The sequence below is a fragment of the Pseudomonas sp. PDM02 genome (genome assembly GCF_014852285.1).
In the GTDB taxonomy this organism is placed as follows: Bacteria; Pseudomonadota; Gammaproteobacteria; order Pseudomonadales; family Pseudomonadaceae; genus Aquipseudomonas; species Aquipseudomonas migulae.
Map to the genome: position 1 here is coordinate 93902 of NZ_JACVBL010000019.1, position 16235 is coordinate 110136.

Below are 16235 nucleotides of genomic sequence, written 5' to 3' on the forward strand. Positions count from 1 at the left end.
CGATGGTGTATCAGGCACATTGATGTTGACTGACACATCATCGTCGGAACGCCGCCCGGAGCAAGCTCGCTCCTACAGGGTTTTGTTGCGTTTGAACGATCAGTGAACTACCGCTCGATACTACGATTCCACCGCGCATTCCACGCCGGGCGCTGTTCGTTGACCTGGTCCCAGTCGATGGCAATCGCCGTCGTCAGATACTGCTTCATCGCTTCGACCTGGCCCCGTGTCTTGTCCGTGGTCGGGGTGTTCGGGTTGGACGGGATCTGATCGCCATCTTCAAGTGCAGCGGCTTGCGCTTCGGGGGTCAGCAGAAACGCGGCGAGTTTCTGCGCCAGTTCCGGTTGGGTGTTGTTGGCGATGGCGCATTCGGCAACGTTGAGCACCACTGCGCCTTCCTTCGGTTGCGCATATTCGACCGGCATGCCTTTGAGTTTCAGCGCGGTGACCTGGGTTGGCGTCAGCGGGAACAGCGCCGCTTCGTCGGTCTGGAGCATTTCGGAAATCTTCGCCGAGCTCGGAATGTATTCCAGCACGTTGCGCCCGACGGTGTTCGGCCATGCCTTGAAGCCCGGCTCGACGTCGGTTTCGCTGCCACCCTGAATCCGGTTGAACATCAGGAAACCGTGCAGGCCAAAGGTCGAAGAAGCCATCGACTGGAACACCAGTTTGTCCTTGAAGCGCGGGTCGGCCATGTCCATCCACGAGGTCGGCGTCGCCCAGCCTTTTTCCTTGAACAACCGCGTGTTGTACGCCAGCCCCGTGACACCGAGGCTGACCGCCACGGCCTGGTCCTTGATGCGGCCCTTGGCCGGAATCTGCGCCAGGGTCGGGCTGTCTTCGAGTTTGTCGCACAGGCCCATGGCGATGGCGCGGTACATGATGCCGTCGTCGAGGAACATCACGTGCATTTGCGGGTTGCCTTTGCTGGCCTGGACCTTGGCCAGAATATCGGCGGACGTGCCGGGCACGATCACCACTTTGACGTTGTTGGCCTTCTCGAAAACCGGCAGCACCTTGTCGGCGTAGAGCCGTTCCATGGTCCCGCCGTTCATGCCGAGGTAAAGCGTCGGTTCGGCCTGGGCCTGGGTGACCGTGAGCAGGGCGCTCAGGCACGAAAGTCCGAGCAGTGCAGTGCGTTTGACGTTATTCATTGGCGCGACCTTCCTCTATCAAGCAACGGAGATGGAGTGAAACCGGGTGATGGAAAACGCATCCAGCGACGTGGTTGAGGCGCCGCTGCAGATGATCTCGGTGAGCGTCTGGCCCACCGCTGGACCGATCTGGAAACCTGCGCCGGCAAAGCCGAACGCGTGCAACAGACCGGGTTGAGTGCCACTGTGACCGATCACCGGTTGGCGATCGGGCAAGTAACCTTCGGTGCCGCTCCAGGTACGAATCGCCTGGGCGCCTTCAAGAAACGGATAAAGCTCTACGGCTTGGCGCAGGATTTCGATCACCGCGTGTTGACCGGGGCGGGCGCGCGCGCCATCGAGGGCAAACCCCTGGCCGCCGCCCAACACGCAATTGCCGCGCGCGACCTGACGCGCATAAATACCGCCGCCCTCGACGCCGGTGCTGGCATCCATCACCCATGGCAAGGGTTCGGTGACCAACATCGCCGGGTGCCCGGCGTGCATCGGCACCGCTTCGTCAAACTGCGCGGCAAGGCTGCCGGCCCATGCGCCAGCGCAGTTCAACAGCCAAGGGGAGTGCAGCTCTAAACCGTTTTGCGTGCTGACCCGAAAGCGCTGACCGTCGTGCTCCACGGCGCTCACCGCGCATTGTTCGTGGACTTGCGCGCCGTGGCGCTGTGCTGCCCGGGCAAACGCGGGTGAAACCAGTCGTGGGTTGGCGTGGCCGTCATCCGGGCAAAACGAAGCGCCGACCGCGACGTCGCCGACCCACGGAAAACGCGTGCGTAATTCATTGCGATCAAGCACCTGCAAATCGAGGCCGAACCCCTGACTGCTGGCGGCATAGTCCTGCAATGCGCGCAGGTCGTTGAGGCTGCGCGCCAGTTTCAAGTGGCCGCTGCGCTGGTACTCACCGTCGATGCCGATCAACTGCGGCAACTGCCCCCAGATTTCGTGAGCCTGTTGCGACAGCGGCAGTTGCGACAACGGTCGGCCCTGACGCCGCACGCCGCCGTAATTCACGCCGCTGGAGTGCGAACCGCAAAAGTCGCGCTCCAGCAGCGCCACGCGACGACCGGCCTTGCTCAGGAAGAGCGCGGCGGAGGCGCCGACAATGCCGCCGCCAATGATCACTGCATCGACCTCGATCATGGCTCGACCTCCAGACCAAACGGCAACGGTTTGATCGGTGCCTGTGCCCGCAGGCGGCCGATGTCAGAGACGCTTCGCTGACTGGCGCAGGCAATGATTTCTGCGGCGGCAGCGCCACACATGCGCCCCTGACAGCGGCCCATGCCGACCCGGCAATGGGCCTTGACCCGGTTGATTTCCCAATGGCCCTCGCGCACGACGTCGCGGATGTCACCGGCGCGTACTTCTTCGCAGCGGCAGACCATCACGTCGTCCGGCGTGTCGGCCGCCCAGTTTTGTGGAAACACGAAGGCGCGTTCCAGGCCTTGGCGAAAGCTATCGATTCGTTCAAGTGCCTGCTCCAGTTGCACGCCACGCTTGGGTGCAACCCCGTGACCCATGTCTTCGAGCAAGGCGAGGGCGGCCCGTTCGCCGGCCATTTCCGCCGCGTCGGCGCCCATGATGCCGGCGCCGTCGCCGGCCAGATAAACCTCGGCGACACTGCTGCGACCGGCGCTGTCACGCTGCGGCAGCCAGGCGCGGTTGAGCGGGTTCCAGGCGAATGCGCAGCCGAGCAAGTCGGCGAGTTGGGTTTCACTGCGCAGGCCATGGGCGAATGCCACGGCGTCGCAGTTCAGTTGATGTTCACCGTTTGAGTTGGCCCAACTCAGCGACTGCACGCGGTGTTCGCCATCGACGCGTTTCAAGGTTGCACCCTGATGCACCGGGATGCCGTGAGCGGTCAGCCAGCTGCGGTAATAAATGCCTTTGGCCAATGTGGCCGGTTGCGCCAACAGATCGGGCAGGGCGCGGGCCTGGGCGCTGAACGGCGAGCTGTCGAGCACCGCGAGCACGTTCGCGCCGGCCTTGGCGTATTGATACGCCACCAGATACAGCAACGGTCCACTGCCGGCGAACACCACGCGTTCACCGATGGCGCAGCCCTGGAATTTCAGGGCGATCTGCGCAGCGCCGAGGCTGTAGACGCCCGGCAGCGTCCAGCCTTGCACCGGTAAAACCCGGTCGGTGGCGCCCGTGGCGACAATCACCCGAGAGAACTCCAAGCGTGCGGCGCGCTGCTCGTGCAAGGTGTCGAGCGCGCCGGCCTCGGCGTTCCACACCAGGGTTTCAGGACGGTAATCGAGCTGCTCGCGCAACTCATCAATCGTTTGGTGCAAGGCTTTTGCCTTGCGCGCTTCGAAGCCATACAGCTTGACCGCCGAGCGCTTGAAGTTCGCCGGCTGCCGCCGATAAATCTGCCCGCCACCGCGAGCGGCTTCATCCAGCAAAACCGGGCGCACACCATGCGCCACCAGCGTCTGCGCCGCACGAATCCCGGCCGGCCCGGCCCCCACAATAACCACCGACTTCATACCCAACCCCCTGTAGGAGCCGGCTTGCCGACGATGAGGCCCTCACATTCAACATCCACGTCGGCTGACCCACCGCCATCGCCAGCAAGCCGGCTCCTACAGTTGATTGGGGTTGGTCGCGAATTTTGTGCCCGGCACAGCTCCCCTGTAGGAGCCGGTTTGCCGGCGATGGGGCCCTCACATCCAACATCGATGTCGACAGATGCACCGCGATCGCCAGCAAGCCGGCTCCTACAGTTGATAGAGGTTGGTCGCGAATTTTGTGCTCGACACAGCTCCCCTGTAGGAGCTGGCTTGCTAGCGATGGCGGCCTCACATCCAACATTCATGTCGGCTGACCCACCGCGATCGCCAGCAAGCCGGCTCCTACAGTGGATTGGGGTTGGTCGCGAATTTTGTGCTCGGCACAGCTCCCCTGTAGGAGCTGGCTTGCTAGCGATGGCGGCCTCACATCCAACATCCACGTCGGCTGACACACCGCGATCGCCAGCAAGCCGGCTCCTACAGTGGATTGGGGTTGGTCGCGAATTTTGTGCCCGACACAGCTCCCCTGTAGGAGCTGGCTTGCCGGCGATGAGGCCCTCACATCCAACATTGATGTCGGCTGACCCACCGCCATCGCCAGCAAGCCGGCTCCTACAGTTGATTGGGGTTGGTCGCGAATTTTGTGCTCGGCACAGATCTCCTGTAGGAGCTGGCTTGCTAGCGATGGGGACCATACATCCAACTTTCATGTCGGCTGATACGCCGCCATCGCGAGCAGGCTCGCTCCTACAGGGGATCCGGGTTGGGGAGATGTAATGTGTGTTCATAGCGATCGCCCCGGTTCGCGGCTGATTTGTTCGCCGGCTTCTAGCAGCGTCGAGCACGCGCGTACTCGCCGGCCATCGCCCAGGCGGACCCAGCAGTCCTGGCACGCGCCCATCAAGCAAAACCCGGCGCGGGGCTGCGCGCTGAAATCGCTGCCGCGCAAGTGTTCGCTGCAGGTCAGCACGGCGGTCAGCACTGTGTCGCCGAGCAGCCCGCTGGCCGGTGCGCCGTCGAGGGTAAAGTTCACGGCCGGGCGGTCGCCTTCGGCCAGTCGTTTCAGCAGAGCCATGGCGCCCTCATTGTTTACCCACCAGAACCCGATCCAGACCGTAGACCCGATCAAGCAGAATCATCGTCAGCGCGGTCAGCGCGATCACCAGGGCCGACACTGCCGCCATCATCGGATCGATGGACTCAGTGGCGTACACGTACATACGCACCGGCAAGGTTTGCGTGGCCGGCGAGGTGACGAAGATCGACAGCGTGACCTCGTCAAAACTGTTGATGAACGCCAGAAGCCAGCCACCGGCGACCCCCGGCAAAATCATCGGCAAGGTGATCTGACGGAACAGCGTGAAGCGCCCGGCACCCAGCGATTGCGCCGCATGTTCGGCGCTGCGATCCAGGCCAATGGCCGAGGCCAGCACCAGTCGCAGCACATACGGCGTGATCACCAGCACGTGAGCAAAGATCAGCCAGGCGAAGCTGCCGTTGACGCCCATCAGCGCAAACAAGCGCAGCAGTGCCACGCCCAACACCAGATGCGGAATGATGATCGGCGACAGAAACAGGCCATTGAAAAAGTCCCGTCCGGGAAACTCGAAACGGGTGATTGCCAACGCTGCCGGCACCGCAATCAACGTCGCCAGGCTGGCCGCGCTAAACGCCAGGATCAGGCTGTTGTAAAACGCATCGACAAAGTCGGCACGCTCGAACACCGCACGGAACCAGCGCAGGGAAAACTCCGTGGTCGGTAGGCTCAGGGTGTTTTCCGGGGTGAACGCCACGAGGCAGACCACCACCAGCGGCGCCAGCATGAACACCACCACCAGGGTATGGAACAGCAGGGCGAAAGGACCGTTCTTGGACATGACGAGTTATCCCAATGACTTCTTGTAGCGGCCTTCGATCATCCGGTTCCAAGACAGCATGATCAGCAGGTTGAGCAACAGCAGCGCGACGGCGATGGCGGCGCCCATCGGCCAGTTGAGCTCCGACAGGTACTGGTCGTAGATCAGCGTGGCGACCATCTTGATCCGCCGCCCGCCGAGCAGGCCGGGAATGGCAAAGGAGCTGGCCGCGAGGCCGAACACGATCAACGTGCCGGACAACACGCCGGGCATGATTTGCGGCAACACCACCTGGCGCATCACCGTGAAGTGACTGGCACCCAGCGACATCGCTGCTTGTTCGGCGGCCGGGTCGAGTTTTTGCAGCGAAGTCCAGACCGGAATGATCATGAACGGCAACATCACGTGAACCAGTGCAATCACCACCGCGAACGGCGTGTACAACAGCTTCATCGGTGAGCCGCCGAAGGCTTGCAGTGTCTGGTTGACCAGGCCGTCGGCGCCGAGCAAGAGGCTCCAGCCGAAGGCGCGCACTACCACCGAAATCAGCAACGGCGTGAGGATCAGAATCAAGAAAATCGAACGCCATGGCGCGCCCATGCGGCTGAGGATGTAAGCCTCGGGCACGCCGATCACCACGCAGAGCAGGGTGGTCAGGGCGCTGATCCAGAACGTGCGCAAAAAGATTTCGTAGAAGTACGGATCACCCAGCAGGCTGCTGTAATGGTCGACGGTGTAGGCGTCGCCGTTGATGCCCGAGCTGTAGTCGAAGACGTTGAACGACAACACCAGCGTCAGCAGCAGCGGGATCACCAGCAGGCAGACGTACAACGCCAGCGCCGGTGCCGACAACAAATAGCCCTGACGTCCCTGGCGAACAGCCACGAGCGTACTCATGCCGACACCTCGTCGACACTCAGCACCCGCAGCAGCGCCGCGTCCCAGTCGAGGCCGACCGGCGTGCCTTCGTTCAGCGGTGCCGAGCCGTCGTTGCGGCGCACCACACTGAGTTCGCCGAGGCTGGTCGAAACGCCGTACAACCATTGGCTGCCGAGAAAGAAGCGGCTGACGATCCTGCCTGGCAGGCGGCCGTGATCTTTGTCCCGCAGATCGATTTTTTCCGGACGCAGGCTCAGGGTCAGTTCGCCGCCGCTGCGCACCTGAACCACACCCGCACTGTCTCGTTCGCCGGGCAGCAGATTGGCCTTGCCGACGAAGCCGGAAATAAACTCGGTGCGCGGGTGTTCGTAAAGGGTGTAGGGCGCGTCGATCTGGGTGATGCGCCCGGCCTGCATCACCACCACGCGGTCGCTGATGGACAGCGCTTCGGACTGGTCGTGGGTGACCATCAACGTGGTGATCCCGACTTCGCGCTGGATGCGACGGATCTCGAACTGCATCTCTTCGCGCAGGTTGGCGTCGAGGTTGGACAGTGGCTCGTCGAGCAACAGCACCGGCGGCTCGATCACCAGGGCGCGGGCCAGCGCCACACGCTGGCGCTGACCACCGGACAGTTCGCGTGGGTAACGTTCTGCGTGCTGGTCCAGACGCACCAGTTTCAACACCCGATCCACGCGCTGCTGCAACTCGCCGTTGGGCACTTTGCGCATGCGCAGGCCGAAGGCGACGTTGTCTTTGACGGTCATGTGCGGAAACAACGCATAACTCTGGAACACCACGCCCAAGCCACGGCTGGCGGGTTTGGCGTGGGTGATGTCGCGACCGTCCAGCAGAATGCGCCCGCTGGTGACTTCGACGAAGCCGGCGATCATTTGCAGGGTGGTGGTTTTGCCACAGCCGGAAGGGCCGAGCAGGGACACGAACTCGCCTTTCTCGACCGAGAGGTGGGTGGCGACGACGGCATCGATGTCGCCGTAACGTTTGCCGAGTCCTTCAAGTTGCACAAAAGCCATAACTGCGCTCCACCTGAGATTGTTATGCGCGGCCTGAGGTCGCGCTTTTTTGTATGGGCAGATACGAAAGGGTGTTGCGGGGTGCGTTGGCGCTCGACTTGAGTCGGCTGCCGCTGTTGTTCGAATCGCCCCTGTGGACGCAGATTAGGACGAAGACTAGGATGGGCTCAATGGCCTATTTCACTGAAGCGATGACTATTTTCAGTTTCATTCGGTGAGTAAATTAATTGTCGAGAAATGGCATGACTGATTCCATTGAGCGGAATGAAAACAAAAATGAAGTCGGCGTCGGTGCGGTCTCCCGGCTGTTTGCGGTGCTGCGCAGTCTGGGTGACACCGTCGAGGGCGGAGAGCGCGTGACGCAACTGGCCCAGCGCATCGGTTTGTCGCAACCGACCACGCACCGTTTACTGCGCAGCCTGATGGACGAGGGCATGGTCGAGCAGGACGTGCGCAGCAAACGCTATCGCCTGAGCCTGGATTTTTTTGCGCTGGCGGCGCGTGCCGGCAATACCGGAAACCTGCGCGAACTGGTGCGGCCGTCGTTGTTGCGGTTGTCGGCTTCGCTGGGGGATTCATTGTTTCTACTGGCGCGCAGTGGTTTTGATGCGATCTGCCTGGACCGCAGTGAAGGGCCGTTTCCGATTCGCACCTTTACCGGCGACATCGGCGGGCGGGTGGCACTGGGCGTGGGCCAGGGCAGTCTGGCGATTCTGGCGTTCCTGCCGGAAGAGGAGCGCGACACGGTGATCCATTACAACCTGCCGCGGCTGAAGGATTTTCACCTGTACGACGAGGTGTTCCTGCGTTCGGAAGTCGAGAACGTGCGCGCCCTCGGTTATGCCGGGCGCAACACCGGCGTGCTGCAAGGCATGGCCGGCGTGGCGGTGCCGATTCTCGATCGTGAAGGGCGAGCGGTGGCGGCGTTGAGTGTGGCCACGGTGAGTGACCGATTGGGTCCGGATCGCTTGCCGACAGTGGTGGAGATGCTTAAGCGCGAAGCAGCGCTGATCGGGCCGCGGATCAATCCGTTTGATCCGTTGTTGCGGCGGCCTTCACAGGTGTTTGGGCAGGCCTGAACACCGTCTGCACATCACGCTGAAACCTGTGGGAGCGGGCTTGCTCGCGAAGGCGGTGTGTCAGCCACGTCAATGTCGACTGATACACCGCCTTCGCGAGCAAGCCCGCTCCCACAGGGGATTTGTGGGGTGGTCAGAATTGCACGGTCTGCTTGAGCATCTGCGCCGTCGGCGTATCGCTCGGGCTGACCATCGCGTAGTTGTAGCCGCTGCCGGACCAGTACTCAGCCTGCAACCCGCCGTCACTGCGACTGCCCCTCGGCAGCAGGAAGTTTTTCGGTCCTGGCGGGCGCACGTAGAAGCTGACTTTGTGCCCGCTGCGATCCTCATAAACCACCATCGCCGCCGGCCCTTGCTCAGTGCTGAGCAAGCGCCCGCTGACCGGTTTGAACCCCGCGCCGGAAAGGTCCGGCAAGCGATGGGCCTGCGTGAAATACCGGTCGAGCCAGCCCTGCATATCGCCGTCATCGCTGACCTTGTAATCCGCCGGCAGCATGCCTTGCTGGGCAAACAGCCGATAAGCCTGCATCGCGTCGGCCATCGGCGCCGCCGCGCTGAGGAGGGTCATCTCCCGCGCCTTCCAACCGCTGAAGCCGCCGATGCTCACGGCAATCAGCAACACCGCGGCGCTGGCCAGATGGCGGCGTGATTGGCGTTTGAGGCGTTGGCGAATCAGTGCCGGGTCGAGGGCCGGGTTGGCGGGTTGCTGCAACGCACCGCTCAGGGCCGCGCGCAGTTGCTGGGCGTCCTGCTGCCAGGCGCGAACCTGTGCGGATATTTCCACGTTGCCGGCCAGAAAAGTCTCTACCAGACGTCGGTCGTCATCATTGAGCTGGTGGTCCACATACGCGTGCAGGTCACGCTCGCTCGGGGGCATGCTGATCATTTGAGTCTCCGCAGGGAAGGGCGGGTGATTTCGCCGTCGCTGAGTTGGCGCAGGGCCTGGCGGGCGCGGGACAGGCGCGACATGACGGTGCCGACGGGGACGTCGAGAATCTCGGCGACTTCCTTGTAACTCAGGCCTTCGACCGACACCCAGAGCAGCAGCGCACGCTGTTCGGTGCCGAGCTGATCGAAGGCTTGCAGGGTCGATTGGGCGATCACGGTGCGCTCCACCGACGGTTGGGTATCGTCCCGTCCGGTAAAGAATTCGAGCATCCGCGCATAACGTCGGGAGCGCCGGTGAGCGTCGAGAAATTGCCGATACAGAATCGAAAACAGCCAGGCGCGCAAGTCGCCTTCGGGGCGTTTGTCGCCCCAACTCGACAGCGCCCGCTCCAGACACGACTGCACCAGGTCGTCGGCGCTGCTGGGGTTGCGCGTCAACGACACGGCAAACCGGCGCAATCCGGGAATGATTTCTCTGAGTTGTTCGTCGATCTCGTTCATGAAGTTCTGGCTAGTCACTACGCTGTGGACTAGAGAGACGCCCGGCACTGAAGGTTATTCCACGCCTGAAAAAATAAATACCGCACGATGGAATAAACGTTCGCGGGGTTCGTCTGCTTGATCCTTCTCACTTGTGGCCGATGGCCCTGGAGTCTTTCATGGTAGATCGCTCATCACCGCCCACCCGGCCCCCCTTGAGTGCCGCGAGCCTGACGTTGCGTCTGGCCGGTATTGCCGTGGTGGTCGCTGCAGTGGCCGGGGCATTTGCCTACGTCAACGGCACCTTTGACCCACAGCGACTGACCCCGAAAAAGCTGATCAACGTGCTGGAAACCAACAACGGTGTGCACCCGGGCTTCCGGCGCAATCACTCCAAAGGCGTGTGCGTGATCGGACATTTCGAAAGCAGTGGCGAGGCGCGCAGCTATTCCAGCGCTCAAGTGTTCAACGAGGCGCGGACCCCGGTGGTCGGGCGTTTTGCCTTGCCGGCCGGCAACCCATATGCGCCGGACAGCGCAGTGCCGATCCGCAGCCTGGCGCTGCGCTTCACCCAGGCCAACGGCCAACAGTGGCGCACCGGGATGAACAGCATGCCGGTGTTCCCGGTGGGCACGCCCGAAGCGTTCTATCAATTGCAGCAAGCCCAGTCGCCGGACCCGGCCACCGGTAAACCGAACCCGGCAGCGGTGCCGGCGTTCTTTGGGGCGCACCCGGAAGCCGGGCCGTTCCTGGCCTGGATCAAAACCGCCAAGCCGTCCGCCAGTTACGTGACGGAAACCTATAACAGCGTCAATGCGTTTTACCTGGTCAACGCCGCCGGGCAAAAGCAAGCGGTGCGCTGGAGCATGGTGCCGTTGGTGCAGGACGCGGCAGGTGCCACGGCGCCGGAGGGTGGCGATTTCCTCGAGAAAGACCTGCTTCAACGGATTGCCTTGGGGCCGCTGCGTTGGCAGTTGAACATTACGCTGGCCAACCCCGGTGATCCGGTCAACGACGCCAGCAAGGCCTGGCCCGACGGTCGCAAAGTGGTGAATGCCGGCACGCTGGTGCTCGAAAGCACCCAGCCGCAGCTCAATGGCGAATGCCGGGACATCAACTACGACCCGCTGGTATTGCCCGCCGGTATCGAAGGTTCCGACGACCCGTTGCTCGCCGCTCGCTCCGCCGGTTACGCCAGTTCCTACTTGCGCCGCACCAGTGAAGTCAGCCAGTTGCCCGCCGCCAAACAGGAGGCTCAACAATGAGCAACCAACCGAACCACTTCGCGCCGCTGGCGCGGCTGCTGCACTGGCTGATGGCGCTGATGATCATTGCCATGCTGTTTATCGGCGCGGGCATGGTCGCTTCCGTCTCTGAGCGGCACGAGTGGCTGATCCATCTGCACAAACCACTGGGCATCGCCATTCTGTTGCTGGTGATCGTGCGCCTCGCTGTGCGCTTTTCCACCCGGCAACCTCCTTTGCCGGCAGACTTGCCGGGCTGGCAAGCGCTGGCGGCCAAGGCTTCGCATGTCTTGCTGTACGCCTTGATGTTGATCCTGCCTCTGCTCGGCTGGGCGATGATTTCGGCGGCGGGTGACCCGGTGATGCTCAGCAGTTCGTTGCAGTTGCCGTCGATTGTGCCGGCGAACGCGCAGGTGTTTGCGTTCCTGCGCAAGGCGCACGGGTATCTGGCGTACCTGCTGTTTCTGACCGTGCTGCTGCATCTGGCGGCGGCGTTGTTTCACGGTTGGGTACGGCGTGATGAGGTGCTCGACAGCATGCTGCGGGGCAACAAGGACCGCGGTTAACCGGCTTGCGTGGCGCATCGGGCGGATGCGCCACTTTTCAGCGTCAGCCACCAGTAACCCAATGCCACGGCGTTGATCCCCGCACCCAACAGGCATACCCCGAGCCACCCGGCCCAGGCGTACATCGCCGTCGAGCCGATCGACCCCAGCGCGCTGCCAATCGAATAAAACAGCATGTACCCCGCAGTGAGGCGGCTTTGCGCTTCGGGGCGCACGCTGTAGATCATGCTTTGGCTGGTCACGTGCACGGCCTGCAAACCCAGATCCAGGGTGATCACCCCCAGTAACAAGGCCCACAAAGAGGATTGAGTCAGCGCGATCGGCAGCCAGGAGGCCAGCATCAACAACAATGACAAACCGCTGACCCACTGACCTAAACCACGATCAGCCAAATGCCCGGCACGCGCGGCGGCCAGTGCTCCGGCGGCGCCAGCCAGTCCGAACAAGCCGATTTGTGTGTGGGACAACGACAGCGGCGGGGCACTCAGCGGCAACACCATGGGCGTCCACAGCACCATGGCACTGGCGAAGGTCAGTAATGCGAGCACCGCCCGTTGACGCAACACCGGTTCTTCCGTGAACAACCTGAACACCGAGCCGAGCAATACGCCATAGGAACTGGCCGGTTGCGTGTCCTCGTGTTTGGGCAGCACACGCAACAGCAGCAACGCCATCACCAGGGTCAACCCCGCCGACAACAGATAAATCGAGCGCCAGCCGGCCAGGTCGGCCATGCCGCCTGCCACCGTCCGAGCCAACAAAATGCCGACGACGATGCCGCTGGTGACCACGCCGACCACACGCCCGCGCTGCGCCGGGATGGCCAATGTCGCGGCGTAGGCCACCAACACTTGGGTGACCACCGCCAACAACCCGGTCAACGTCATCCCGAGCAACAGCCAGGTGCTGTTCGAGGCTAACGCGATCATCAACAACGCCAGCGCCGACAACAGGGTTTGCGTGACGATCAGGCGTCGTCGGTTCAGCAGATCGCCGAGCGGCACCAGCAACAACAATCCGACGCCGTAACCGATCTGGGTGAGCGTGACGACGATGCCGATGGTGGCGGGGTCCATGGCAAACGCCTCGGCCATCGCATCGAGCAAGGGTTGCGCGTAGTACACGTTGCCGACGGCCAGTCCGCAGGCGACGGCGAACAGCAACACGACGCCGCTGCTGAGTGTTGTGTGAGTGGGCTTCATGCCGGGCTCCAAAAGTGGTTTCTAAATAAAACCAGTTGTACGGTAAGCAAGCCGGTTTTATATTGCAACCACATTTGTTTTCGAGAGCGCAGGCATGGCCAAGCGTACAAGCATGGAGAGCGCCGAATGCCCGGTGGCCCGTTCACTGGATGCCATCGGCGATTGGTGGTCGTTGCTGATCGTGCGCGATGCGTTCGACGGCATTCGCCGGTTCGGTGAGTTCCAGCGCAATCTGGGCATGGCGAAGAACATTCTCTCGGCACGATTGCGCACGTTGGTGAGCCACGGGATTTTCGATCTGGTGCCGGCGTCGGATGGCAGCGCGTATCAGGAATACGTGCTGACGGAGAAGGGCAAAGGCCTGTTCCCGTTGATCATCGGCTTGCGGCAGTGGGGCGAGGCGTTTTTTTATGAGGACGGGGAGGCGCACTCGCGGGTGGTTGACCGCGACAACGGTCGACCGGTGCGGCCATTGGAATTGCGCGCCGAGGATGGGCGATTGCTGGGACCGGAGGATTGTGTGCGAGTGGCGGCCGAATGAGGCGTGGCTGCATGCCTGGCATGCAGCCATTGCACAGGATCAGCGCAAGGTATCGACCATGTCCGCCACGGTCGTCAGCACGTCCTTGCCCAGTTGCTTCGAGCGCTTGCCGGACCAGCCAGTCAACGGATCCGGTTTGTCGTTGTTGTCCTTGAACGGCATCTCCAGGGTCAACGACAGGCAGTCGAATTTCTGACCGACGCTGTTGCACGCCAGGGTCATGTTGGCTTTGCCCGGCTCGTCGCGGGTGTAGCCGTGCTTGGTCTGGAAGTCCTTGGTCAGGTGTTTCAGATGACTGCGGAAATGCTCTTCGAGTTTTTCGATCCGCGGCGTGTAGCCTGGGTTGCCCTCGCAACCGGCAGTGAACACGTAGGGGATTTCTTCATCGCCATGGATGTCGAGGAACAGGTCGACGCCGTACTTTTCCATCTGTTGCTGAGCGAACAGCACTTCCGGACTGATCTCCTGACTGGCGCTCTGCCAGGCGCGGTTGAGGTCCTGGCCCATGGCGTTGGTGCGCAGGTGACCGTGAAAGGCACCGTCCGGGTTCATGTTCGGCACCAGGTACAGGTCGGCGCTGGCCAGCAGTTTGTTCAGCACTGGATCGTCGTGCCTTTCCAGGCGTTCGATCACACCTTCCATGAACCACTCGGCCATGTGTTCGCCGGGGTGTTGCTGGGCAATCATCCAGACCTTGCGCCGGCCTTCGGCGCCGGTGCCTTTGCGCAGCAACTGAATGTCACGACCTTCGACACTCTTGCCGGTGGCGAGCAGTTCAGTGCCGGCCTTGGTCAGCGCCTGTTCGATCAACCAGTCATGGCGGCCACGGCTGTAGGGTTCGAAGTAGGCAAACCAGGCGTGGGTGGCCGTGGCTTCGAGGCTGAATCGCAGGCAGTCGCCTTCGAAGATGGTCGGCACCCGGAACCAGTTGACGTGGTCGTAGGACGCCACTGCCTGATAGCCGTCCCAGGCTTTGTTGTACGAGGATTTGCTGGCATTGTTCAGACGAAACCAGTGTTCCTGTCCGACGTGCAAACCGCTGGCCTTGAAGTGAAACCACTGAAAATGCTGGCTGCGGGTGTCTGGCTTGATGGCCAGCAGGGCTTGCAACGGATTGCTGATGTCCAGCACTTCAATGTTGCCGCTGTCGAAGTTGGCGCTGATGTCGAAAGAAGATCTAGCCACGGTCATAATCGATTCCTGAATATGATTTTTTATGGCTGATACTTTACACGCTGGGAAGGGAAAAACCGGGGGAAATTGCGGGGGTAAAAGGGGGGCGTCCTCCTTGACGCCGTCGCAGCTTAGAGACTGTGCGATTGATTCTCAAGTGCTATTTTCCATTAGTTTGGCCCAATGTTGCCGGGCTTCTCTTGCCAACAGATATTCTTTTGATATTATCCGCGCCATCGAATTTGCAGCACCCAAAGACTTCATTAGCCTGAAGGTAAAGCCAGAATAACTGGCAAAAAAAAGACCCGGCAAAAAGCCGGGTCAAAAACCGTGATTAGCCTGATGAGGAGATAGTCCAGGAGACCGACCTAAGGTCACTTGGACAATCGACTGATCTCGCGATCAGCTGCATGCAATAATAATCATTCTCGTTTGCAAGTCAAACGATTTTATCTGCGCGATTGGAAAATTCTTTCCCGCGCCCCGCGAAATATCCCTGCCTGCCTTATGCGTGATGATCCCCGTCGAGGGATCGGTCCAGCAACGCCTTGGCCATATCGATCATATGCACCGTCGAAAACGCCAGGTCCCGGTGCACGCCCTGCAGATTGTTCGCCGACTCGTACGCCGTGGCGGCGGCGCAGCGCAACAGGTCTGAGGCTCGCACCAGTGCTTCTTCGCAGCTGACATTGCGGTTCACATCAAAAAAACGCTCCTCTTCCACCGCTTCGGACACAGCTGGTTTCAAGTAATAGTCCAGGGCGCGCTGCGCGGCGGCCGAGCCTTTTGGCGAGGTGAGGGAGGTGTCGATCTGCATGTCTGGCAAGTCATTGCTGGGGATGGTCATGGCGATGGCAAAGCTCCGTGTTAGATTCAAATCCGTGATCCAATCGTAGTACGAACTGTATTTGTGACGAGAATTTAAATACTACAAGTTGTGTTTTGCTGGCCGGAGGCGCCCACGTATCGTGCCGCACATGGATAAATGGATTGAATTGGTCAAGGCCAAGATGAGTGAACTCAAAGTCACTCAGGAAATACTCGCCGACCGCCTGGGGATGTCCCAGGGCGGCGTCGGTCATTGGCTGAACAAACGTCGCCAACCGGGCATCGATGACATGAACCGTGTGCTGCACGCCCTGGGCATGGAGTTTCTCGAGGTGGCGCTGGTGATCCGCGAGCCGGACATTGCGAAGGAGGAAAGCCAGGATCTGGTGCGCAAGTACAACCCGTACTTCCGTTACCCGGTCAGTGACTGGCGCGAATCCTGCGAGGTGCGTGACGGTGAGCCGACGGTCTATGACACGGCGCGTTTCGAACTGACCGACTACCACGCTCAGGGCGCGGCGTTCTGGTTGACCGTGGTGGGCGATGCGATGACTGCACCGAGCGGCGTCAGTATCGCCGAGGGCATGATGATCCTGGTGGACCCGGCCATTGTGCCGGAGCCCGGGAAACTGGTGATCGCCCAATGGCCGGACAGCACTGAAGCGACGTTTCGCAAACTGATCGAAGAGGGCGGGCAGCGTTACCTGGTCCCGCTCAATCCGACGTATCCGAAAGCCCTTTACACCGAAGCCTGCCGAATCATCGGCGTAGTGGTTCAGGCAACGGCCAGGTTCTGATCAG

General features: G+C 61.6%; 17 protein-coding genes. 5 read left to right on the forward strand and 12 right to left on the reverse strand.

Going from position 1 to position 16235, the window contains the following annotated elements:
* Positions 1–107: 107 nt before the first annotated feature.
* The 7 genes from IB245_RS26915 to IB245_RS26945 all read right to left on the reverse strand — a co-directional run bounded on the left by IB245_RS26915 (position 108) and on the right by IB245_RS26945 (position 7433).
* Positions 108–1154 carry an ABC transporter substrate-binding protein gene (locus IB245_RS26915; RefSeq protein WP_008029601.1) on the reverse strand — a complete coding sequence of 349 codons (1047 nt, stop codon included), beginning with the start codon at positions 1152–1154 and terminating at the stop codon, positions 108–110.
* Between the two features lie 18 nt (positions 1155–1172).
* Positions 1173–2288 carry an NAD(P)/FAD-dependent oxidoreductase gene (locus IB245_RS26920; RefSeq protein ID WP_192229202.1) on the reverse strand — a complete coding sequence of 372 codons (1116 nt, stop codon included), beginning with the start codon at positions 2286–2288 and terminating at the stop codon, positions 1173–1175.
* A complete protein-coding gene (locus IB245_RS26925; RefSeq protein WP_192229203.1) occupies positions 2285–3640 on the reverse strand; it encodes an NAD(P)/FAD-dependent oxidoreductase in 1356 nt (451 codons plus the stop codon). The genes IB245_RS26920 and IB245_RS26925 overlap by 4 nt, the downstream gene beginning before the upstream one ends.
* A gap of 808 nt (positions 3641–4448) precedes the next feature.
* Complete coding sequence (locus IB245_RS26930) at positions 4449–4739, reverse strand: (2Fe-2S)-binding protein (RefSeq protein WP_008041223.1); 291 nt, start codon at positions 4737–4739, stop codon at positions 4449–4451.
* Positions 4740–4746: 7 nt separating this feature from the next.
* A complete protein-coding gene (locus IB245_RS26935) occupies positions 4747–5541 on the reverse strand; it encodes an ABC transporter permease (protein WP_192229204.1) in 795 nt (264 codons plus the stop codon).
* Between the two features lie 6 nt (positions 5542–5547).
* Entirely contained in the window at positions 5548–6417 is an 870-nt protein-coding gene (locus IB245_RS26940; RefSeq protein ID WP_008041222.1) for an ABC transporter permease, read from the reverse strand.
* The gene (locus IB245_RS26945) at positions 6414–7433 is read right to left on the reverse strand and encodes an ABC transporter ATP-binding protein (RefSeq protein ID WP_008041220.1); all 1020 of its coding nucleotides are present in this window, start codon (positions 7431–7433) and stop codon (positions 6414–6416) included. The genes IB245_RS26940 and IB245_RS26945 overlap by 4 nt, the downstream gene beginning before the upstream one ends.
* A 242-nt stretch (positions 7434–7675) precedes the next feature.
* Here IB245_RS26945 and IB245_RS26950 point away from each other — a divergent pair, with 242 nt between their 5' ends.
* Positions 7676–8512: an IclR family transcriptional regulator gene (locus IB245_RS26950; protein ID WP_192229205.1), complete on the forward strand. Its 837-nt coding sequence runs from the start codon at positions 7676–7678 to the stop codon at positions 8510–8512.
* A 133-nt stretch (positions 8513–8645) separates the two neighbouring features.
* Here the strand turns inward: IB245_RS26950 and IB245_RS26955 are convergent, their stop codons facing one another.
* Both IB245_RS26955 and IB245_RS26960 read right to left on the reverse strand, forming a co-directional pair.
* Entirely contained in the window at positions 8646–9398 is a 753-nt protein-coding gene (locus IB245_RS26955; protein ID WP_192229206.1) for an anti-sigma factor family protein, read from the reverse strand.
* Positions 9395–9901 carry a sigma-70 family RNA polymerase sigma factor gene (locus IB245_RS26960; RefSeq protein WP_032832617.1) on the reverse strand — a complete coding sequence of 169 codons (507 nt, stop codon included), beginning with the start codon at positions 9899–9901 and terminating at the stop codon, positions 9395–9397. The genes IB245_RS26955 and IB245_RS26960 overlap by 4 nt, the downstream gene beginning before the upstream one ends.
* 158 nt (positions 9902–10059) lie before the next feature.
* Between IB245_RS26960 and IB245_RS26965 the strand changes: the two genes are divergently transcribed.
* Positions 10060–11145 carry a catalase family peroxidase gene (locus tag IB245_RS26965; protein ID WP_192229207.1) on the forward strand — a complete coding sequence of 362 codons (1086 nt, stop codon included), beginning with the start codon at positions 10060–10062 and terminating at the stop codon, positions 11143–11145.
* Complete coding sequence (locus IB245_RS26970; protein WP_008031911.1) at positions 11142–11690, forward strand: cytochrome b; 549 nt, start codon at positions 11142–11144, stop codon at positions 11688–11690. The genes IB245_RS26965 and IB245_RS26970 overlap by 4 nt, the downstream gene beginning before the upstream one ends.
* On the opposite strand, the gene IB245_RS26975 is transcribed toward IB245_RS26970, so the two are convergent.
* Positions 11687–12892 carry an MFS transporter gene (locus IB245_RS26975; protein WP_192229208.1) on the reverse strand — a complete coding sequence of 402 codons (1206 nt, stop codon included), beginning with the start codon at positions 12890–12892 and terminating at the stop codon, positions 11687–11689. The genes IB245_RS26970 and IB245_RS26975 overlap by 4 nt on opposite strands.
* 94 nt (positions 12893–12986) lie before the next feature.
* On the opposite strand from IB245_RS26975, the gene IB245_RS26980 reads away from it, so the two are divergent.
* Entirely contained in the window at positions 12987–13433 is a 447-nt protein-coding gene (locus IB245_RS26980; RefSeq protein WP_008031907.1) for a winged helix-turn-helix transcriptional regulator, read from the forward strand.
* A 39-nt stretch (positions 13434–13472) separates the two neighbouring features.
* Here IB245_RS26980 and IB245_RS26985 read toward each other — a convergent pair whose 3' ends face one another.
* On the reverse strand, positions 13473–14624 hold the full coding sequence (locus tag IB245_RS26985) for a M14-type cytosolic carboxypeptidase (protein WP_008031906.1): 1152 nt from the start codon (positions 14622–14624) through the stop codon (positions 13473–13475).
* 487 nt (positions 14625–15111) lie between these two features.
* The gene (locus tag IB245_RS26990) at positions 15112–15453 is read right to left on the reverse strand and encodes a DUF6124 family protein (RefSeq protein ID WP_008041212.1); all 342 of its coding nucleotides are present in this window, start codon (positions 15451–15453) and stop codon (positions 15112–15114) included.
* A 130-nt stretch (positions 15454–15583) separates the two neighbouring features.
* Between IB245_RS26990 and IB245_RS26995 the strand changes: the two genes are divergently transcribed.
* A complete protein-coding gene (locus IB245_RS26995) occupies positions 15584–16231 on the forward strand; it encodes a LexA family protein (protein WP_192229209.1) in 648 nt (215 codons plus the stop codon).
* Positions 16232–16235: the final 4 nt, after the last annotated feature.